The 19614-nt window shown below is 71.7% G+C and carries 14 protein-coding genes, 2 tRNA genes and 1 pseudogene; 13 read left to right on the top strand and 4 right to left on the bottom strand.

Annotation, left to right across the window (positions count from 1 at the left end; translation table 11 throughout):
• Positions 1 to 24 precede the first annotated feature (24 nt).
• Genes ABD879_RS04600 through ABD879_RS04580 form a run of 5 tightly spaced genes read left to right on the top strand, consistent with a single transcriptional unit; the run spans position 25 to position 6827 of the window.
• Positions 25 to 1437: an SDR family NAD(P)-dependent oxidoreductase gene (locus tag ABD879_RS04600; RefSeq protein WP_345017730.1), complete on the top strand. Its 1413-nt coding sequence runs from the start codon at positions 25 to 27 to the stop codon at positions 1435 to 1437.
• Complete coding sequence (locus ABD879_RS04595) at positions 1437 to 2585, top strand: leucine-rich repeat domain-containing protein (RefSeq protein WP_345017728.1); 1149 nt, start codon at positions 1437 to 1439, stop codon at positions 2583 to 2585. Before ABD879_RS04600 ends, ABD879_RS04595 begins: the two co-directional genes overlap by 1 nt.
• A complete protein-coding gene (locus ABD879_RS04590) occupies positions 2582 to 4369 on the top strand; it encodes a hypothetical protein (RefSeq protein ID WP_345017725.1) in 1788 nt (595 codons plus the stop codon). The genes ABD879_RS04595 and ABD879_RS04590 overlap by 4 nt, the downstream gene beginning before the upstream one ends.
• The gene (locus tag ABD879_RS04585) at positions 4366 to 5637 is read left to right on the top strand and encodes an AAA family ATPase (protein ID WP_345017723.1); all 1272 of its coding nucleotides are present in this window, start codon (positions 4366 to 4368) and stop codon (positions 5635 to 5637) included. Before ABD879_RS04590 ends, ABD879_RS04585 begins: the two co-directional genes overlap by 4 nt.
• Entirely contained in the window at positions 5637 to 6827 is a 1191-nt protein-coding gene (locus tag ABD879_RS04580) for a vWA domain-containing protein (protein ID WP_345017721.1), read from the top strand. The genes ABD879_RS04585 and ABD879_RS04580 overlap by 1 nt, the downstream gene beginning before the upstream one ends.
• A 214-nt stretch (positions 6828 to 7041) precedes the next feature.
• Here the strand turns inward: ABD879_RS04580 and ABD879_RS04575 are convergent, their stop codons facing one another.
• Positions 7042 to 7497 carry an ATP-binding protein gene (locus ABD879_RS04575; RefSeq protein ID WP_345017719.1) on the bottom strand — a complete coding sequence of 152 codons (456 nt, stop codon included), beginning with the start codon at positions 7495 to 7497 and terminating at the stop codon, positions 7042 to 7044.
• 562 nt (positions 7498 to 8059) lie between these two features.
• Between ABD879_RS04575 and ABD879_RS04570 the strand changes: the two genes are divergently transcribed.
• Positions 8060 to 9805, top strand: coding sequence for a GMC oxidoreductase (locus ABD879_RS04570; protein WP_345017715.1), 1746 nt, complete (start codon positions 8060 to 8062; stop codon positions 9803 to 9805).
• Here ABD879_RS04570 and ABD879_RS04565 read toward each other — a convergent pair.
• Positions 9802 to 10893, bottom strand: a complete 1092-nt coding sequence (locus tag ABD879_RS04565) for a TNT domain-containing protein (protein ID WP_345017713.1) — start codon at positions 10891 to 10893, stop codon at positions 9802 to 9804. The genes ABD879_RS04570 and ABD879_RS04565 overlap by 4 nt on opposite strands.
• A gap of 139 nt (positions 10894 to 11032) precedes the next feature.
• Between ABD879_RS04565 and ABD879_RS04560 the strand changes: the two genes are divergently transcribed.
• The 6 genes and pseudogenes from ABD879_RS04560 to ABD879_RS04530 all read left to right on the top strand — a co-directional run bounded on the left by ABD879_RS04560 (position 11033) and on the right by ABD879_RS04530 (position 17370).
• The gene (locus ABD879_RS04560) at positions 11033 to 11443 is read left to right on the top strand and encodes a hypothetical protein (RefSeq protein ID WP_345017711.1); all 411 of its coding nucleotides are present in this window, start codon (positions 11033 to 11035) and stop codon (positions 11441 to 11443) included.
• A gap of 43 nt (positions 11444 to 11486) precedes the next feature.
• Positions 11487 to 12164 (top strand): SMI1/KNR4 family protein, encoded by a 678-nt coding sequence (locus ABD879_RS04555; RefSeq protein WP_345017708.1) that lies wholly within the window; start codon positions 11487 to 11489, stop codon positions 12162 to 12164.
• Between the two features lie 598 nt (positions 12165 to 12762).
• Positions 12763 to 13720, top strand: a pseudogene (locus ABD879_RS04545) (IS481 family transposase).
• Between the two features lie 1036 nt (positions 13721 to 14756).
• Positions 14757 to 15662: a dihydropteroate synthase gene (gene folP, locus ABD879_RS04540; protein ID WP_345017706.1), complete on the top strand. Its 906-nt coding sequence runs from the start codon at positions 14757 to 14759 to the stop codon at positions 15660 to 15662.
• 610 nt (positions 15663 to 16272) lie between these two features.
• On the top strand, positions 16273 to 16545 hold the full coding sequence (locus ABD879_RS04535) for a hypothetical protein (RefSeq protein WP_345017704.1): 273 nt from the start codon (positions 16273 to 16275) through the stop codon (positions 16543 to 16545).
• A 675-nt stretch (positions 16546 to 17220) separates the two neighbouring features.
• Positions 17221 to 17370 carry a site-specific integrase gene (locus ABD879_RS04530; RefSeq protein WP_345017702.1) on the top strand — a complete coding sequence of 50 codons (150 nt, stop codon included), beginning with the start codon at positions 17221 to 17223 and terminating at the stop codon, positions 17368 to 17370.
• A 77-nt stretch (positions 17371 to 17447) separates the two neighbouring features.
• Here the strand turns inward: ABD879_RS04530 and ABD879_RS04525 are convergent.
• Positions 17448 to 17521: transfer RNA gene (locus ABD879_RS04525), tRNA-Phe, on the bottom strand.
• A 27-nt stretch (positions 17522 to 17548) separates the two neighbouring features.
• Positions 17549 to 17626: transfer RNA gene (locus ABD879_RS04520), tRNA-Asp, on the bottom strand.
• 393 nt (positions 17627 to 18019) lie between these two features.
• Here ABD879_RS04520 and ABD879_RS04515 point away from each other — a divergent pair.
• Positions 18020 to 19474 (top strand): amino acid permease, encoded by a 1455-nt coding sequence (locus ABD879_RS04515; protein ID WP_345017700.1) that lies wholly within the window; start codon positions 18020 to 18022, stop codon positions 19472 to 19474.
• The last annotated feature ends 140 nt before the right edge of the window (positions 19475 to 19614 follow it).

The following is a 19614-nucleotide window of genomic DNA, read 5'->3' as shown; positions in this document are numbered from 1 at the left end:
CTTTCGCACGGGGGAGCCAGCGCGGTGGCGTCGATCGAATCGGAGCCGACTCAAGCCGATATCGACGCGTGCCTACGGGTGCTGGGGCATGTGGCCGCGGCGGACCCCGGCGATCCGCGCTGGCAGCAGGTGCGGCGCGCCGTCGGCGACGCGTACCGGGCGGACAAGAAGGCGCGCAAGGCGGCGCGGCGCGAGGAGCGGCGGCGGCACGACAGGCAGGCCCTGGCCGCGTCCGAACGCCACCGCGAGCAGGACCCCGCGCCCGATCCGGCCCCCGATCCCGCGCCCGGCCCGGCGCGTGAGCAGGCGCCGCGGCGGCTGGTCCGCGCGCGGCGCTGCTACGTCTGCAAGGCGCCCTACCGGCAGGTGCACCCGCAGTACCACTCGATGTGCCCGCCGTGCGCGCAGGAGAACGCCGACCGCCGGCACGCCCGCGCCGACCTGCGCGGCCGCCGCGCACTGGTGACCGGCGGCCGGGTGAAGATCGGTTTCCACACGGCGCTGAAGCTGCTGCGCGACGGCGCCGAGGTGCTGGTGACGACCCGGTTCCCCCGGGACGCGGCGCGCCGGTTCGCCGCCGTCTGCGACGCCCGCGACTGGCTCGACCGCCTGCACGTCCACGGCGTCGACTTCCTCGACCTGCCCGCCGTGGCCGACCTGGTCGAGCTGGTGCACCGGCGGTTCGACCACCTCGACATCCTGGTCAACAACGCCGCCCAGACGATCCGCCGCCCGCCCGCCTACTACCGCGAGGTGCGCGCCGCCGAGGACCGCGCGCTGACCGGCGCCGCCGCGCGCGTCGCCGTGTCCGGTGCGGCCCGTCCCGCGCTCACCGCCGGGCAGGCCCCCGATGCCCTTCCGGACGCGGGCTGGGAGGCGCTGTCGGAGGCGGGCTGGGAGGCGCTGTTCCCGGCCGGGCGCACCGACGAGACCGGCCAACCGCTCGACCTGCGCGACCGCAACAGCTGGGTGCTGCGGCTGGCGGAGGTGCCGCCCGGGGAATGGCTGGAGGTGCACGTGGTGAACGCCTTCGTGCCGTTCCTGCTGACCTCCCGGCTGCGCGGCCTGATGGAGGCGTCCCCGCACCCGGACCGGTACGTGGTGCAGGTGTCGGCGATGGAGGGCAGCTTCTCGCGGTCGTACAAGTCCGCGATGCACCCGCACACCAACATGGCCAAAGCCTCGCTGAACATGATGACCCGGACGTCGGCCGCCGACTACGCCGCGTCCGGCATCTACATGAACAGCGTCGACACCGGCTGGGTCACCGACGAGCGGCCCCACCCCAGCCGCATGGAGCAGCGCGCGCTCGGCTTCCGCCCGCCGCTGGACGTCATCGACGGGGCCGCCCGCGTGTACGACCCCATCGTGCGGGGCGTGCGCGGCGAACCCGTGCATGGACTGTTCCTCAAGGACTACCGCCCAGTGGAGTGGTGATGACTGCCCCCGAGGCACAGCCCACACCGGTGCGTTGCCCCGCCATCGAACACCCCGACGTCCCGGCGGCCGACCCGGCCGCGCTGGAACCGCTGCTGGCGCGCCTGAGCGAGGCGTCCGCGGTCGACACCGACGAGACGTTCCCCCTGGGCACGCTGCGCCCTGACGGCCGTGTCGACCTGTGCAAGCAGGGCCTGGGGGCGCAGGGCGTCGCGCGCCTCATGCCGGTGGCCGCCGCGTCGCCCCACGCCGTGCACCTGCTGCTGGGCACCAACGCCATGGGCAACGAGGGTGTGCGCACCATCGCGCGGGCGCTCGTCCCCGGGCACGGCGTCGAAACCCTCTACATGGGCTGCAACCGCATCGACGGCGAGGGTGTCGCCGTGCTCGCCGAACGGCTGGCGGACGACGACACGGTGCGGGCCGTGTGGCTCAAGCGCAACCCCGTCCGCGACAAGGGGGTGCGTGCGCTCGCGGCCATGCTCCGCCGCAACACGACGATCCGCACCCTCGACCTGGTCAACACGGGCGTCACCCTGGACGGGCTGCGCGCATTGCGGGACGCACTGGCGGAACGCCCGCAACCGGTCGAGCGCCTCTTCCTCGGGGGCAACGGCTTCGCCGCCGACGCGGCGCCCCTGCTGGCCTCCCTCATACGCGACGCGGGCGTGCGCGATCTGTACGTCCCGTCGAATCACCTGGGGGACGCGGGCGCCGCCGCCCTGGCCGAGGCGGCGGACCCGGCCCGTCCCGTACGGCTGGGGCTGGGCGGCAACGGCATCGGCCCCGACGGCGCGCGCGCTCTGGCGGACGCCCTCGACGGCATCGAAGCACTCGACCTCGGGCGCCCGCCGTCGCAACGCGCCCTGGGCGCACCCGGCAACGCCACCGGCGACGAAGGCGCGTCCGCCCTCGCCGACGCCGTCCCCGGCAGCCCCCTGCGCACCCTGAACCTCGCCCACTCCGGTATCACCGGACGCGGAGCCAAGCGACTGCTGGCCCGGGTGAGCGACAACGCGACGCGCCTGGAGCAGGTGCGGCTCGGCCCCAACGTCCCGCGCCGCGTCAAGCGCGCGCTGAACGCCCTGATGCGCCCCCTCACCCCGGCCCACCCAGACATCCGACTGATCGGGAGCGTCTACCGGTGAGCGAACCCGACACCCCCGCCCAGCCGAAACCGGGCACCCACGCGTGCCTTCCGTTCGACCACGTACGCGCGGGCATGTGGGCGCGGACCCGCCGGTACGCGGTGCCCCGCTGGATGATCGAGGAGGCGACGGAACGGCGCCTGGCCGGGGACTGGCGGGGCGCCTGCGCCGCCGCCGGCGTCGACGTCGCCTTCGACCTGGCCGAGGTGGCCCGCCGGCAGGGCCCGGCCGTCGCCGAGGCGCTGGAGGACGATCTGCGCCACTTCGCGCCCGACCTGCTGCGCTGGCACCTGCCCCGCTACGAGGAGGAGGGGCGCAGACAGACGCTGATCAAGCCCAACCGCGTGATCGTGCTGAACGAGTACGGCCGACAGCGGCGCGCCGCCCTGCAGGTCGTCACCCCCGGCGGTGCCCCGCAGCGGCTGGCGTTGCGGTTCGGCCCGGTGACCCCCGCCGATGCGAGGACGGTTCTGCTCCAACTCGACTGGTCGGCGGCGCGCCACGTGTGGGACGCGCGGCACGCGCACGAACTCCTCGCCCGGCAAGGCGGCCTGGACCGCGCCCCGTTCTTCAACGCCGACGGCACCCCGCGCCGCCCGGACGAACTGCCCGCCGAGAACCCGGGCCCGGACGACCCCGTCCGCTTCGCTGAATGGATCACGCTGCTGCAGGACCGCGGCGACCTGGAGCAGGCGCTCGCCGCCGCGGACATCGCCCTGGAGAACCGCGGCGAGGCCCCCGGCATTTTGCACGACAGCCCGCTGACCGGGCTGCCCAAGAGCGTGCTGGCCGTCCACCGGCTGCGCCATGAGCTGCGGCGGCTGGCCCGCACGGGCATCGACTGGTACATCCCGTTCGGCGACCAGCTGATGGGGTGGCCGCACGACTTCGTCGCCGCGGCGCACCACGAAGACGCCGACGATCCGACGCGCTCCCGCCTGCGCCTCGTCCTGTACAACGGCGAGTCCTACAAACGACTCCAGAAACACAGCCGACACCATGAGCGTCGCGCTGCTCTCCCGCTGCCCGAGGTGTACTGGCGGCGCCTGCCCGACCTGGATCTGCTGCGCGCCGGACGGCTCACGCCCGAGGACCTGCACCCGCTGGTGCGTTCGGCGCTGTTCCCCGCGCGGGACGCGCCCGGCGACGGCCGCCCGATCGGCCCGCCCGACCCCGAGCCGTCCCCGGTCGTCCGCGTCCGCTGCCGGAACGTGTGGCACAAGGTGTCGTACCGGGACGGTGCCCTGCACATGCACGACCACACTGACGAGGAGCGGCGGCGCGAGGAGGCGCTCAAGGCGCTCGGCGGCCCGGTCCTCGGCTGCTTCGCCGTCCGCCGGAGCTGGACGTCCGCCGGACGGATGCCGCGCGCCCTGCGCGCCCAGCGCAACGAGCTGTTCTACCGGATGCGGCACGGCGACACGCTCGGCGTGCTCCGCATGCTCGACCTGGGGTGCGACCCGCACGCGCGCGACGGCCGGAAGGACACGCTCCTGCACCTGCTCCACCACGTCGACCACCGGCTGCTGCTGCCGCGCCTGCTGGCGGCCGGCCTCGACCTGGAGGCGCTCGACGAACTCCACCGCACTCCGCTGTTCCGCGCCGTCGAAGAGGACGCCTCGGCGGACCTCGTCCGGGCGCTGGTGCAGGCCGGGGCGCGCACCGACGTCCGCTGCTTCGTCTACACGGAGGGCGAAGTGGACCTCGCCGAGCTGATCGACATCCGCGACCGGCGCGACCTGGACTTCCTCAAGGAGCTGGTCGCCGCACAGGGGAACGCATGACCGACGAAGCCGCCCGCGAGCCCGCCCGCGACCCCATCCGTGACCCCATCCGTGACCCCATCCGTGACCCCATCCGTGACCCCATCCGTGACCATGACGCCCTCGCCCTGGCCGACGAGCTCAACCGGCGCGCCGGGGCGTGGCGCACCGAACCCGCCGAAGACCACCGGTTCGAGGCGCTGGCGCTCGCGGTCACCGCGAACCTGCCGGTCCTGCTGTGGGGCGAGCCGGGCATCGGCAAGTCCGCCGGGATGCGCCAGCTCGCCGACGGCCTCGGCGTCCCCCTGGAGACGGTGATCGCCAGCGTGCACGAGCCGTCCGACTTCGCCGGGCTGCCGATCGTCGGCGACGACCCGGCCGCCACCGGCGTGCCGATGGCGCCGCCGGACTGGGCGGTGCGCGTCGCCCGCGCCGGCCGCGGCCTGGTGTTCTTCGACGAGCTGTCGTCCGCGCCGCCCGCCGTCCAGGCCGCCCTGCTGCGCGTGGTGCTGGAACGCCGCGTCGGCAGCCTGACCCTGCCCGAGCCGGTGCGCGTCGTCGCGGCCGCCAACCCGCCGTCCAGCGCCGCCGACGGCTGGCACCTGAGCCCGCCGCTGGCCAACCGGTTCGTCCACCTCCACTGGACGCACGACCCGCGCACCGTGGCACGCGGCATGGCGGGCACCTGGCCGCAGGTCTCCATCCCCAGGATCGACCCCGCGCGGATGCCGTCCGCGGTGGCGCGGGCCCGCGGCGCGGTGTCGGGCTTCCTCACCGCGCGCCCCGGCCTGACCCACCAGCTGCCCGGCGACGCCGAGGCGCGCGGCGGCGCCTGGCCCTCGCCGCGCAGCTGGGAGATGGTGCTGCGGCTGCTCGCCACCGGGTACGCCACGGGCGCCGGACGCGAGGCGCTGTCGACCGTCGTCGTCGGCGCCGTCGGCGAGGGCGCCGGCCTGGAACTGCTGGCCTACCTGGACAACCTCGACCTGCCCGACCCCGACCGGGTACTGGCCGACCCGGACGCGTTCGCGCTGCCCGACCGCGGCGACCGGCAGCTGGCGTTCCTCACCTCGGTGGTCGCGGCCGTCCAGGGCCGGCTCACCCGCGGCCGCTGGGAGGCGGGCTGGACGGTGCTGGCCAAGGCGGTCGACGCGGGCATCCCGGACGTCGCGGCGCGCGCGGCGGTCGACCTGGCCGCCCTGCGCGACGTCGACTGGCCCGTGCCCAGCGGCATCGACGCGTTCCTGGACCTGCTGCAGCTGTCGGGCGCGCTCACCGGCGACCGCTGATGGCCGGGCCTTCCGCACCGGACCTGGACCGGACCAAGCTGCTGGCCGCCCGGTTCCGCGCCGCATCGCAGCGCCCCTACCTGGCGTCCGCGCTGTACTCGCTGTCGGTCGTCCCGTCCACCGCCGTCCCGACGATGGGCGTCGACCGGTACTGGCGCTGCTACGTGTCGCCCGCGTTCGTCGACGCCACCCCCGTGGAGGAGCTGGCGGGCGTGTGGATCCACGAGGTCGCGCACCTGCTGCGCGACCACCACGGCCGCGCCGACCGGCTGGCCCCGGAGCTGCGCCGGGACCGGCTGCGCGTCAACATCGCCCAGGACTGCGAGATCAACGACGACCTGCTCGCCGACGGGCTGCCCCTGCCCGCGGGCCGCGTCACGCCCGCCGCCTACGACCTGCCGCCCGGCCGGCTGTTCGAGGAGTACCTGCCGGACGTGCCCGCCACCGGCGGCCACGACTGCGGATCGGGCGCCCACGGCGAACCCTCCCCGTGGGACCTCGGCGCCGCCGACGGCACCGCCGCCCGCGTCACCGAGACCGAGGCCGAGGCGATCCGCCGGCACACCGCCGAGGCCATGCGCGCCCACCACCGCAACCGCGGCGACCTCCCCGCCGGATGGCGCCGCTGGGCCGAACAGGTGCTGGAACCGGCCGTCGACTGGCGGCGCGTGCTGGCCGGGGCCGTCCGCGAGGCGCTGTCGTGGGCGAGCGGCGCCGCCGACTACACCTACCGCCGCCCGTCCCGCCGCGGCCCGGCCCTGCGCGGCGTCGTCCTGCCGAGCCTGCGCCGCCCGCTGCCGCGCGTCGCCATCGTCATCGACACCTCCGGCTCGATGGGGGAGGAGGCGCTGGCCGCCGCGCTCGCCGAGGTCACCGGGGTGCTGCGCGAGGTGGGCGTGCGCGGCGACCGCGTCACCGTGCTCAGCGTGGACGCCGACGTGCAGGCCGCGTCGCGGGTCACCTCGGCCGACCAGGTCGAGCTGAGGGGCGGCGGCGGAACCGACATGCGCGTGGGGATCCGCCGGGCCCTGGACGTGCCGCACCCGCCCGGCGTCGTCATCGTCCTCACCGACGGCTTCACCCCCTGGCCGGACGAGCCCGCCGCCTGCCGGCTGATCGCGGTGCTCATCGGCGCGGACGCCCCGGAGCCCCCCTCCTGGGCCGAGACGATCCGCGTACCGCGCCCCTGACCGCCTCGGGCACCCCGCCGCCCGTAACGCCGCACATCAGCGTCCCCCCTCCGCAGGAAGGCCACACGATCGCACTCGGCCAGGGGACCACCTGGCCACCGCGCCCCCTGCCCGCAGGCCGAACACACGACGCCCGGGCCGTGCCGGCGGTCGCGGCCGTCATCGTGCTCGGACCCGCCGCCCGCGAGCCGAACGCGTGACGCATGAGGCCGCGTCAGGCGCGGATGACGAACCACAGGAGCGTCTCGGTGGGGGTCTGCTCCAGGCCCCACTCCTCGGCGAGGCTGTCGATGACCAGCAGCCCGCGGCCGTGGTCGGCCGGCTGCCGGCACGCGGCGCCGGCGTCCCCGGGCCGCTCCGGCCGGCACGGCCCGCCGGCCTCGTCCTCGGCCTCGGGCGCGTGGCCCGGGCTCCGCGCGGGGCCCTCGTCGCGGACCTCGACGCGCAGCCGCCGCCCGTCCGTGGCCACGTCGATCTGCACCACCCCGGTGCCGTGCAGGACGGCGTTGGCGACGGCCTCGGCGGTCATCAGCTCGATGTCGTCCAGCGCCACCGGATCGTCCACCACCTTGGCGGCGCGTTCCCGGACGATCCTGCGGGCGGCCCGCCCCTGCCGCGCGCCGCCGGTGAGGGCCAGCCGCTCGCCGAGGGCGTCCATCGCGGCGGTCATGGCGTCACTGCCGGTAGCGGCCGCCGCGCGGCGGAGTGCGGGAGGCCCCGCGTCCGTCGGGCCGGGTTCGTCCTGCCGAGCATCACGTGATCACCATTCCGCGGTCGAGTGCGCACCGCAATCATTCCCCTGCGCAGAGTGATGGGCAATGTGGCGCGCACACCGATGTTGACCTGATGTGGACACGCCCGCGAACTGCGCTTCCACTGCACGTCATCCGGATGTCGTAACGCCCAATCATGCCCACATATCTACGACAATCTCCGCAATTCGCGCAGAAGTAGCGGTCGGGCGCCTGCGGGCGGCGCCGCTCTTGGAGCGCCCCTGCCGCGATCCGCTAGAGCCGGGCAGGCGACCGGCAGACAGGCGCCCGGAGCAGGGCACTCGAATCGCCCCTCCACAGAATGCCTTTTTCGGATGGTCCGTTAATCGCCATTTATCAGACCGCTGACAAGTCGCCCGCGCAGTTGCCGCTTTCTCTGCGTGGTGCCCGGCACCGCGGCGGGCCGATAGTCGGAGACCGTGTTGCTCGACTGGTTCCCCGACTGCAGGGAGGGTGCCCATGGCGGCTGACCCCGAAGGCTTCGACGCCGACGTGGTCGTGATCGGATCGGGGTTCGGCGGCAGCGTCTCGGCGCTGCGGCTCACCGAGAAGGGGGACCGGGTCGCCGTCCTGGAGGCCGGCCGCCGCTACGACGAGTCCAACCTGCCCAAGACCTCCTGGCGTCTGCGGCGGTACCTGTGGATGCCGCGCCTGGGCCTGCGCGGCATCCAGCGGATGCACCTGGTGCGGGGCAAGGCCGGCGTGCTCGTGCTGGCCGGTGCCGGGGTCGGCGGCGGTTCACTCGTCTACGCCAACACCCTCTACCAGCCGCCCCGCCCGTTCTTCACCGACCGCCAGTGGGGGCACATCACCGACTGGCAGGACGAACTCCAACCGTTCTACGACCAGGCCCGCCGAATGCTCGGCGTCACCGTCAACCCCCTGGTCACCCCGGCGGACGAGGCGATGCGCCGCGTCGCCGAACGGATGGGCGTGGGCGACACCTACCACCCGACCCCCGTCGGGGTGTTCTTCGGGGACGAGCACACCGAACCGGGGGAGGAGACGGACGATCCCTACTTCGGAGGCGCCGGCCCCCGGCGCAGCGCATGCACGGCCTGCGGCGGCTGCATGGTCGGCTGCAAGGTGGGCGCGAAGAACATTCTCACCAAGAACTACCTCTACCTGGCCGAACGCGCCGGCGCCGCAATCGTCCCCGACACCACCGTCACGGCCGTCGTCCCCCGACCGGACGGCGGCTACGACATACACGCCGTCCGCTCCGGAGCGCTCCCCGGCCGCCGCCGGGTGCGGCTCTCCGCGCAACAGGTCGTCTTCGCCGCCGGCACGTACGGCACCCAACGGCTGCTGCACCGGATGCGTGCCAAGGGCGTCCTTCCCCACCTGTCCCCGCGGCTGGGTGAGCTGACCCGCACCAACTCCGAAGCGCTTCTGGGCGTGGAACGCCTGACCCTGTGGCACCGCCCCGAGGACGTCGACCACAGCACCGGCCTGGCCATCACCTCGTCCTTCCACCCCGACGAGCACACGCACATCGAACCGACGCGCTACGGGGCGGGCCAGAACCTCATGGGGCTCATCCGGACCCTGCTCATCGACGGCGGCGGCCGCCTCCCGCGCTGGGCCAAGTTCCTCGGCCATGCCCTACGGCGACCCGACGTCGTCCTACGCGGCCTCTCCCTACGGGACTGGTCACGGCGCACCATCATCGCCCTCGTCATGCAGACCGCCGACAACTCCATCACCGTGACCGAACGCCGCACCCTCCTGGGCCGCCGCCTGACGGCCCGCCAGGGCATCGGCGAACCGAACCCCACCTGGATCCCCGTCGCGCACAAGGCCGTGCGGCTGCTGGCAGAAGAACTCGACGCCACCCCCGGCGGCACGTGGTTCGACCTGTTCAACATCCCGACCACCGCCCACTTCATCGGAGGCTGCGTCATCGGCGACTCCCCCGAGACGGGAGTCATCGACCCCTACCACCGCGTCTACGGGCATCCGGGCCTGCACATCGTCGACGGGTCCGCCGTGACCGCGAACCTGGGTGTCAACCCGTCGCTCACCATCACCGCCCAGGCCGAACGCGCCATGAGCTTCTGGCCCAACCGCGGCGACGCCGACCCCCGCCCCCCGCTGGGCGCGCCCTACCGCCGCATCCGCAGCGTCCCACCGCGCAACCCCGCCGTCCCACCCGACGCCCCGGCCGCGCTCACCCTGCCGGAACCACCGGCGGAAGTGCCCTAACGGGCGACGACCAGCGAACCGTCGGCGAGCAACTCCGCGATGGAGCGCTCGAAGATGTACGCGGTGCCGCCCCCGGGCTGGTCGAACGACGGCAGCGTCACGCCCATCAGCACCTTCAGCGGCCGCTGCAACCGGAACATCTGGTAGGGGCGGTTCGCCCCGTCCGGCGGCAGCGACCGCTGGGGGACGGGCGTGCCCGCGGTGAACGCCACGTTCCCGCTGTTGTCGCCATAGCGGTCGACCGTCGTCCCCGGGGGCAGCTCGATCATCTGCCGGTTGCGGAACAGACCGAGCGGGGGCTCGCCCGGAAGCGGCTCGATCGACCCGTCCTTGCGCTTGCGCCCTGGCTTGAACAGCAGACCACCGACCAGATACGTCGCCGCCTGCTCAGGGTTCTCGAACGTGGCCTGCCTGCGCTGCTCCCCGTGACGCGACTGGAAAACCGCCCAGCGGCCCCCCTCCGGCACCATGCACCAGGCGCCGTCCACGACCTCACCGATCCGGTACGCGCCGGAGTCCACGCCCAGTTCCGTCAATCGACGCTTCAGCTCCGCCGCCCACTCGTCCGGCGGAGCCACCTGCACGTGAGGCGGCGGCATCGGCGGCGCCCCCGGGAACGGCCCCGGCCCACCCGGGTAGGCCTGCCCGAACCCCGGCGGCCACGCGGGCGCAGGCGGCACGGGCGGAGGCGCACCGAAAGGCACAGCACCGGGCCCGTGCGGCCCCGGAAACGGTGCCGGAGGCGGTTGGGGCGGCCCGGGGGGAGGCAGCGGCACGGGCGGATCCGGCTCCCGCTGACCGGTCGCGATCTCGATCGCCATGTCCATCGCGGCGTCGTCCACCTCGGCGGGCTGGAAGCCCCGCGCCCGGATGTGATGCACCAGCTCGGGCTGCGGCGGAATGCCGTGCTCCTTGAGGTAGTAGTAGACGGCCCCCGCCCACACCCACGTGCCGTCCGTGTGGAAGATCAGGGGCACCTTGTCCCCCCGGGACGGATCGACCTGGTCCGGCGCGAACGACCGCGCCGCCATGACCACCTTCCCGTTGCGCAGGTACTCCACCACGCGCTCGACCTCGTGCTCTGGCACAGGAGGACGCGACACCGGCGGCCGCTTCCCGTGCTCCCCACCGTCGTCGAACACCCGCGCCAGATGCATGCCCCCAGAACATAGCGCGAGCCGCCCCATCGAATTGAGCCGTCAGGGGCGGCCGCACCGTTCCACTGGTATGGGAATCCTGCTCCGCCTGCTCACAGCCGCCGGCCTGGCGGCCGACGCCTACGTCCACTGGCAGTTCGCACCGGAAATGGCCCCCGGCCCCCGCGGCAGCGACGGCACCATCCCCGGCGACGACCTCTTCCGGGCCCAGGCCGTCCTCGCCGCGGTATCGGGCCTTCTCGTCCTCGCCTGGGCCCGCAAATGGACCTATGCGATCGCCTTCCTCGTCGCCGGAAGCGCCGTCGGGGCCCTCCTCCTCTACTACTACGTGGACGTCGGCCGACTCGGCCCCATCCCCGCCATGCACGACCCCAGGTGGTACACCGATAAGACAATCAGCCTCGTAGGCGAAGGCATAGCAACTCTCGCCGCCGCCATAGGTTTCCTGACCACCCCCCGCCCCACTCAGGAGCAGCCCTGAAGTCCTGCGCCGCCCCACCCCGCGTGGGATATCGTGGCCGACCATGACGCCTCCCGACTGGTCGGATATACGTGAACGGCTCGCCCGCCTGGCCGCCAATGACACGGGTGATGATCCCGGGGCGATGAGTCACAGGTGGCGCCTTGAGCCGCCGCTGAGCGCCGCCGAGCTCCAGGAGCTCGAGGAGCAGCTGCGGGTGGAGCTGCCCGGCGAGTACCGATCCTTTCTCCTGGAGGCCGGCAGAGGAGGAGCAGGACCCGCGTACGGCCTTTTCCCGGTCCGCCGAGTGGACGGGCGATGGCGCTGGGAGGGCGACGGCGCCGACCTGACCGACCTCGACACGCTGGCGCACCCCTTTCCGCACACCGAGGCGTTCAACCCGGCCGACGCGTTGCCCGACCCGCCCGACCCAGGGGACTACGGCTCGCACGAAGCCTTCAGCGAGGCCGAGGACGCCTACTGGAAGAAATTCGAGGAGGTCGTCTGCCGGCCTGAGTATTCGGTCGGGCTCCTGTACCTGTGCCACCTGGGCTGTGCACTACGCGAGGCACTCGTCGTCAGCGGCCCGGCAAGGGGCCAGATGTGGGCGGACGACATGGCCGACGGCTGCGGTTTCCGGCCGCTGCTCGATACCGACGGGAAGCCGATGGGATTCGCCCGCTGGTACCGCCGGTGGCTGGACGAGGCCGAAGCCCAGTACGTCCCGCAAACAGACCCGTAACCAACCCCCTGTCGCACAGGCCGAAGCGTGCCCATCAATCCGAACGACGGCCCGATTTGGCACAAGACAGCGTGGCCGCACAAGCCAAGGACAGCGAGGGACACCAGCCCCCAGACACGCTGACGAATACAGATGCGGCCGACGCACTCGTCCGCCGGGCGTCGACCGTCCTCACCATCACCACCCAGACCGAACACGCCATAAGCTTCTGGCCCCACCGGCGGCAGCAGGGCGCAGCGGGCATGCAGGACCGCTCCAGCCGCCCGCATCACAGCCCCCACCGGACACCACCGCACGTCGAGGCGCAGATGCTCACCCTGCGCCGCATCGCATCGGCCCGGTCTGCCCGCACCGGCCTCGCGCCCTCCACCGCCCACCGCATCCTGGCGCGCCACGGACTGCCGCCCCTGGCGGCATGCGACCGAGCCACGGGCGAACCCATCCGCCGCTTGCGAGCACCAGTGCCCCGGCGACCTAGGTGTGCTGTTCGGGGACGTTGGTGACAGGCGACACGCCCCGGACAGTTCTCGAACGACAAGAGGGCCTTCTGGTTCCGGTGTGGATTGCGACATCTACCACCGACGCCCAGGAGGCCCTCGTGCCCCACCGCAACGCCCCGCTGACCCCGACCGGACGCCTGCGCCCGGCCCGGTGCGTCGTGGAGGAGGGCTGGTCGCTGCGGCGGGCCGCCGAGCGGTTCCAGGTTTCCGCCACCACCGCCAAACGCTGGGCCGACCGGTACCGGCAACTCGGCGAGGCCGGCATGCACGACCGCACCCGGCCGCCCGCATCGCAGCCCCCGCCGGACGCCGCCGGGTGTCGAGGCGCAGGTGCTCGCTCTGCGCCGGGCGCACCGCATCGGTCCGCCCGCCCCGCCCGTACCGGCATCGCGCCGTCCACCGCGCACCGCATCCTGGTCCGGCACGGCGTGGCGCCCCCGGGCGGCATGCGACCGGGCCACCGGCGAGCCCGTCCGCCGCTTGCGAGCACCAGCGCCCCGGGGACCTGGTCAATATCGACGTCAAGAAGCTCGGCCGCATCCCCGACGAGGGCGGACACAAGGTGCCGGGCGTGCCGCGGGCCGCGTTGACCGGCACCGCGACAGCGGCGGCTACCTCTACCTGCATACTGCGTTGGACGATCACTCCCGTCTGGCCTACACAGAAGTCCTGGCCGATGAGACCGCCGCCACCTGCGCCGCGTTCCCGGTCCGCGCCACGGAGTGGTTCGCCGCACGCGGCATCACCATCCGGCGCGTCCTGACCGACAACGCCTGGGCCTACACCAAGACGACCAGGCGCGCCACCTGCGCGGAGTTGGGTATCAGCCCCCGTTGGACCCGGCCCCGGCGTCCCCAGCCCAACGGCAAGACCGAACGATTCCACCGCACCCTGCTCGAAGAATCGGCCTACCACCGGCCCTACACCTCGGAAACCGAACGGCAGGCCCCCTTCGGCAACCGGCTCGACCGCTACAACCACCACCGACCCCACGTCGGCATCGCGGGCCCAACCCCAGCCGACCGCGTCACCAACCTGTCCGAACAACACACCTAGGTTGTGTCCGGTGCATCTTGACGGCTGCGCGACCGCCTCCGATGCGGGTGCCCTGCCGACACCGCAACGTGGTCGAACACCGCACCAACCGACCCGAAACGAGGCACAGCCTCGCCACCCGCCACATCAGGCCCGCCCTTGCCCACCGAGCCGGAGCACCCCGGCCACCGCGCCGCTACGGACCCAGCATGATCCACCGGACACGCTTAGGACGGCGATTGTGCCAGCGCCCGCACCGCCACGTGACGGCGCTGGAGTGGGCACACCAAGGTCAACGGGGCAGGCTGAAGAAGCTAGTAATACCACGGGAAAGCCGACCAATCAGGGGCGCGCTTTCCCAGAACACATCGCGGCCCTCAACCGTCGTGTCATCTACCGCAGCGCTGTCCGTCCGACCACGGGTTCCCCGAGATGTACATCCAAGGGGGACGCCCTGAGACAAGGTCCCGCTGTGGAGCGCGGCATTCGCACCGACACCCAAGGCCCCTTCTCCCTCGACCAGCCATCTGCCTAAAAGGCCGCCCGCTACGCCACGTGACGGTGCCGGAGTGGGCACGCAAGGTCAACAGGACAAGTCTGGAGGAACCTACCGACGGTGCGGCGCTGGCAGGTCGGCCCCACCGAGGAGACAGACGGGCGCCCACCCCACCGTCTGCGACGAACGCCGACCCACCGGCCGACACGTTCCGGAAAAGGTGCGACGACACGAATCTCACATCGACGAACGAAATATCAGCGGCACTGCAGAAGAGGCAGTAGAAACGTCCTTGAGGATCACGCGGCCCAGGAGACGGTGAAGTCTGCTCTAGATGGGAAAACCCGTGCCTGTTCGTCGCTCTCATCGGTTTTCCTTGCAGTTCCGAAGGCGTGGCCAAGGCGTAGAGTCACGAGGAACCGGCAGCGAGATGGAGCCGGCGGGCCCGAGCGCAGGGCACGCCCGTCCGACGGCCCCGCTGGCCGGACGGCTCGGCGCCGATGTGCCGCGTTGTCCGGTGGGGCTATGCTGGGCCCTGGATCGCAACGAAGGTAGGCGACAGTGACGGAAACGAACTCGAATATCTACAATCCGCAGATCATCCGCCCCCGGCGGACGATCGGAAGTCGCACCTTCGACTTCTCTCGGCAGGTCGCCGTCATGGCGATAATCAACCGAACCCCTGATTCCTTCCACGACAAAGGCCGGACGTTCGCCCTGGACGCTGCGGTGGCCGCCGTAGAGAATGCGCTCGCGCATGGCGCCGACTGGCTCGACATCGGAGGCGTGCCGTTCGCCCCGGGTCCTCCCGTCAGCACGGCGGAAGAGATCGACCGTGTGGTTCCCCTGATCGAGGCTGCTCGCGCCCGTACCGACGCGGTGATCTCGGTCGAGACCTTCAGGCCGGACGTCGCCCGCGCCGCGTTCGCCGCCGGCGCCGACGTACTGAACAACACGAGCGGGCTGCATGACCCGGCTCTCGCTGACGCCGTGGCGGAAGTAGGCGCCAGCCTTGTGATCACGCACAGCCTCGCCCAGCCCCGGACGCCCTACCCTCGTCCCGTTTATGACGACGTGGTGGCCGAGGTCGCCGAGTTCCTCAGGGATCGCGTCGCCCTCGCGGAAAGCCGCGGCGTCCCGTCCGACAAAATCATCATCGACCCGGGGCACGACCTCAACAAGAACACGTACCACTCACTCGAACTAACGCGACGCCTAACGGAAATCGCTGATATCGGCCACCCCCTCCTCGTGGCTGTGTCCAACAAGGACTTCATCGGCGAAACGGTCGACCGCAAACAACTGGAGCGCGTAGAAGCGACGATCGCCACTGTCGCAGTCTGCATCATGCAGGGGGCCAGAATCGTGCGCGTGCACGATGTCGCCGAACTCGTCCCGGCCGTTCGGATGGTCGAGGGAATCCTGGGATGGCGTCCTCCCGCAGTGGCCCGCCACAACATTGTCTGACCACCCGAAGCCAGCAAGTGCATTTCGCAGATTTCTGCTCACCCGTGCACACGGCCCATGAGCGCCCCGGGATACAAATCCGCAGACCTGCGGAACCCCCAGGCTCAACCGGTCCGCAGCGGATGAGTGCTCGTCGGGCCCCTTGCTCCCTTTCATGGCACTTCGCGCCGGGCCCGGCGTGCTCTCCTGCGTCGAGTGCCCCGATCGGACCATCAGCCGGCACAAGCGGCTTCGCGATGCAGGCGAAAGGACGTGGCAGCCTTTCCGCGTGACTGAGTGCTGCGGGACGCAGAGGCGGTCAGTGGAAGCCCCAGAGGGACGCACACTCGCCCGAACGGACTACTCGAGGCCCTGCCCACTCGCACGGAAACCACGCCGAGCCGACGGCGCACCGGGTACCTCGATCGGGGCCGCTGGTCACCACGAGCGGCTTCGCGATGCGCGTCGGTCCGCCAACGCCTGCAGGCCAGGGCTGGACTGCGAGCGATGATGCCTGCACGATGCGCTATGTGAACCTTGCGACGCTCGGACGTCGGATGGCCGATCCGGCACGGGACCGTAGAAGTGAGAGCGGCCAAGAGGCGCTCGGCATGCCGGGCGGTGATGAAACATGCTGCTGATCGTCTGGACCGGGCTCGGCCTCCTCATCGTGCCCCTGCTGATCGGCGCCGGAATCGTCGCCGCGATGCTCCTCGGGGAGCTTTTCGGTCCCATCGGCACCTCGGTGGGACTGGCGGTCGGCACCGTCCTCCTCGTCGTCGTGGGCCGGGCCGTGAACAGGCATCACAATGAGCACACCCTGTACGGCATCCCTGTCCAGCACTGGGCCTGGATCCAAGGCTTCTTCACCGCATTCAGCATCGTCCTCATACTCACCTCCTGACCACGCCCGTCCGATCTCGGCATCCCGCCGTAGTCGATCTCGCGTGCGGGTTGGGCAGGTGGAGGAACCGGCCGATAACTGGGGGAGCTGCACTTCTGCACCGCCCCGGAGTTCGACGCCGAGTGGACCGAAGACGGCGTTCGCCGGAACAGCGCGGAATCAAGAGGCGCGGTCAGGGCGAGTGGCGCCGCGTGCCGGTCCCGCCCCGCTGACCCGCGTCTCGCGTCGGCACCTGGCCGACGGGTCCCGGTGGGCGTCTGTTCTGGGGCGTGCGCGGTGGGGAGCTGTCGACCAGCACCTACCGGCGCGCGTGGGACAAGGCCAGAATGGCACTGAGCAAAGCCGAGTACGCCTCACCGCGTACGACCTGCGGCATGCCTGTGTGTCCACCTGGCTGAACGGTGGCGTTCCGGCACCCCAGGTCGCCGAGTGAGCCGGTCACAGTGTCGAGGGCGTGCTTCGCGTCCACGCCAAGTGCATTGAGGGCAGGACGAGGCGGCCAAGCGCCGGATCGAGGCCGCGGATGCCTGGCCGAACTGGAAAGATCGCGGGCTGCTTTCCCGTCCTGTCTTGGGACACCCATGGAGCCGGCCAACCTTCGCCGCAGCTGGGGGCGCATCCGCGAGGCGGCCGGCCTCGGCTCCATGCGGTTTCACGACATGCGGCATTACCTGCGTGTCGCTGCTCCTGGCCCTCGGCGTCCCGCCGCACGTCGTCAGGGACATCGTCGGGCACAGCGACATCGGGGTCACGATGACGATCTACGCCCATACCTCCGACGACAAGCGGGCGGCGCTGCGGAAGCTGGGGGATGCCCTCGGCTAGGGGCGTTGCCGTCAGGGTTGCCGTCAAAACGCCCGGCTGCGAGTGTGCGGCCGGGCGTTTGTGCTGTTCATACGGTGTGGGCAGGGGCGGGGTCGAACCGCCGACCTTCCGCTTTTCAGGCGGACGCTCGTACCGACTGAGCTACCTGCCCATGACGCACCGGAGACGGCGGTACGCCTGGCGGTCCTGACGGGATTTGAACCCGCGGCCTCCACCTTGACAGGGTGGCGAGCACTCCTAACTGCTCCACAGGACCTTGCACTCCTGAGCGTAACCGCTCCGGAGGTGTTCCTTGACCGGGCCTCGCCGGTGTTCGGCAACGACCGAGAGCATACGCGATGCCCGAGGTGAGCGCCAACTCGTTATCGCGGCCGCCGACCGCCGGATCGGGTGGGGTGCGAGCGGCGTCGGGAGCGAGACGGTGCTGGTGGGAGCCGCTTCGGGCGGGTAGACGCAGGGAGTGCTGCAAAGAGTGTCGGTGTCGTCGCGTACGGTGAGATCGGATGGTGTTGCGCGGCGTTTGTGCTGGACAGGGGGTCTCTTACAGGTCCGTGCGGCGAGTACCTAGTATGACCCCGGTCACCCACAAGGGGACTGCAGACACCGTCGTCCCACCCGGACGGCGGAGAAGAGAAAGGCCCAAAGGCGCATGGCTCCACACACTGCCGACCGGCCCCCTGAGGAGGCACAACCGGCCGGGGAGGGCTACCACCGGGCGCTCGGCACCCGGCAGATCCAGATGCTGGCGATCGGCGGCACCATCGGCACCGGCCTGTTCCTCGGTGCGGGGACCAACATCGCCAAGGCCGGCCCCAGCTTGATCCTCACCTACGCGATCGCGGGGCTGGCGCTGTTCTTCGTGATGCGGGCGCTCGGCGAGCTGCTCACCTACCGGCGCGCCCCGGGCGGGTTCGCCGACTACGCCCGGGAGTTCCTCGGGCCGTTCTGGGGGTACGCGACGGCCTGGACGTACTGGGTCATCTGGGTGACCACCGGGATGGCCGAGCTGACCGCCGCGGGCCAGTACGTGCAGTACTGGTGGCCCGACTTCGACCAGTGGAAGACCGCCCTGATCGCACTGGTCGTGCTGTTCGTGATCAACCTGATCTCGGTGCGGCTGTTCGGCGAGCTCGAGTTCTGGTTCGCCATGATCAAGGTCGCCGCGATCGTGATGATGATCCTGGTCGGGCTGGCGGTGCTGGTCTTCGGGTTCAGCGACGCCGGACGCACCGCCTCGGTCACGAACCTGTGGGCGGACGGCGGGATCTTCCCCAACGGGTTCGGCCGCACCATGATGACGCTGCAGATGGTCATGTTCGCCTATCTGGGGGTCGAGCTGGTCGGCGTGACCGCCGGCGAGGCCAAGGATCCCGAGAAGAACATCCCTCGCGCGATCAACGCGCTGCCGATCCGGTTCGCCCTGTTCTACCTGGGGTCCCTGCTGGTGATCCTGTCGGTGGTGAGCTGGACGGAGTTCGAGGAGGGCACCAGCCCCTTCGTGCTGGCCTTCACCAAGATCGGCATCCCGGCCGCGGCGGGCATCGTCAACTTCGTGGTGCTCACCGCCGCGCTGTCGTCCTGCAACGCGGGCGGCCTGTACTCCACCTCGCGGATGCTGCGGACGGCCGGGGCCAACGGCGACGGCCCGCGGATCCTGGCGCGGCTCAGCGGCCGCGGTGTGCCCGTGCTGACCGTGGTGATCTCGGCGGTGGTCATGGGCATCGGCGTGGTGGTGAACGCGGTCGTCCCGGAGAAGGCGTTCGAGTACATCACCTCGGTGTCCACCGGCGGCGCCATCATGGTGTGGACGGTCATCGTCGTCGCCCATATGCGCTACCGACGCGCGGTCGCCGCGGGCCGGCTGGCCGCCGCCCCGTACCGCATGCCGGGCGCGCCGTTCACGAGCGTGCTGGTGCTGGCGTTCTTCGCGTTCGTCACCGTGCTGATCGCCTGGGAGGCCGACACCCGGGTCGCGCTGTACGTGATGGCGGGCTGGCTGGTGCTCATCGTCGCGGGATGGCCGTTCGTCCGGCGCGGCTCGCAGCAGACCCGGATGGCGGCCGTCCCGGCGTCCGCTCGCAGCACGCCCCAGAACGCCGGCTGAGCCGGGGGCGCCGCCGTGAGGACACATCGGCCTTACGGCGGCGCCCAGCGGCTTGTCCTCGCGGTGGGGAGTTTTCCACCGCGTCGGCTGCGCGGCCCTTAGGGTGAACGTGTCGCAGGGCGACGGCCGTCATGAACCTC

Origin of the sequence: Actinomadura keratinilytica (genome assembly GCF_039539665.1) — a bacterium.
Lineage (GTDB): Bacteria > Actinomycetota > Actinomycetes > Streptosporangiales > Streptosporangiaceae > Spirillospora > Spirillospora keratinilytica.
Note: the sequence above shows the minus strand (reverse complement) of the source record. Positions and strands in the feature narration are given on the sequence as shown.

Coding starts and splice junctions, on each gene's coding strand:
- ABD879_RS04595 (WP_345017728.1), top strand. CDS start 1,437: ATGACTGCCCCCGAGGCACAGCCCACACCGGTGCGTTGCCCCGCCATC.
- ABD879_RS04585 (WP_345017723.1), top strand. CDS start 4,366: ATGACCGACGAAGCCGCCCGCGAGCCCGCCCGCGACCCCATCCGTGAC.
- ABD879_RS04580 (WP_345017721.1), top strand. CDS start 5,637: ATGGCCGGGCCTTCCGCACCGGACCTGGACCGGACCAAGCTGCTGGCC.
- ABD879_RS04575 (WP_345017719.1), bottom strand. CDS start 7,497: ATGACCGCCGCGATGGACGCCCTCGGCGAGCGGCTGGCCCTCACCGGC.
- ABD879_RS04570 (WP_345017715.1), top strand. CDS start 8,060: ATGGCGGCTGACCCCGAAGGCTTCGACGCCGACGTGGTCGTGATCGGA.
- ABD879_RS04560 (WP_345017711.1), top strand. CDS start 11,033: ATGGGAATCCTGCTCCGCCTGCTCACAGCCGCCGGCCTGGCGGCCGAC.
- ABD879_RS04555 (WP_345017708.1), top strand. CDS start 11,487: ATGACGCCTCCCGACTGGTCGGATATACGTGAACGGCTCGCCCGCCTG.
- ABD879_RS04535 (WP_345017704.1), top strand. CDS start 16,273: ATGCTGCTGATCGTCTGGACCGGGCTCGGCCTCCTCATCGTGCCCCTG.
- ABD879_RS04515 (WP_345017700.1), top strand. CDS start 18,020: ATGGCTCCACACACTGCCGACCGGCCCCCTGAGGAGGCACAACCGGCC.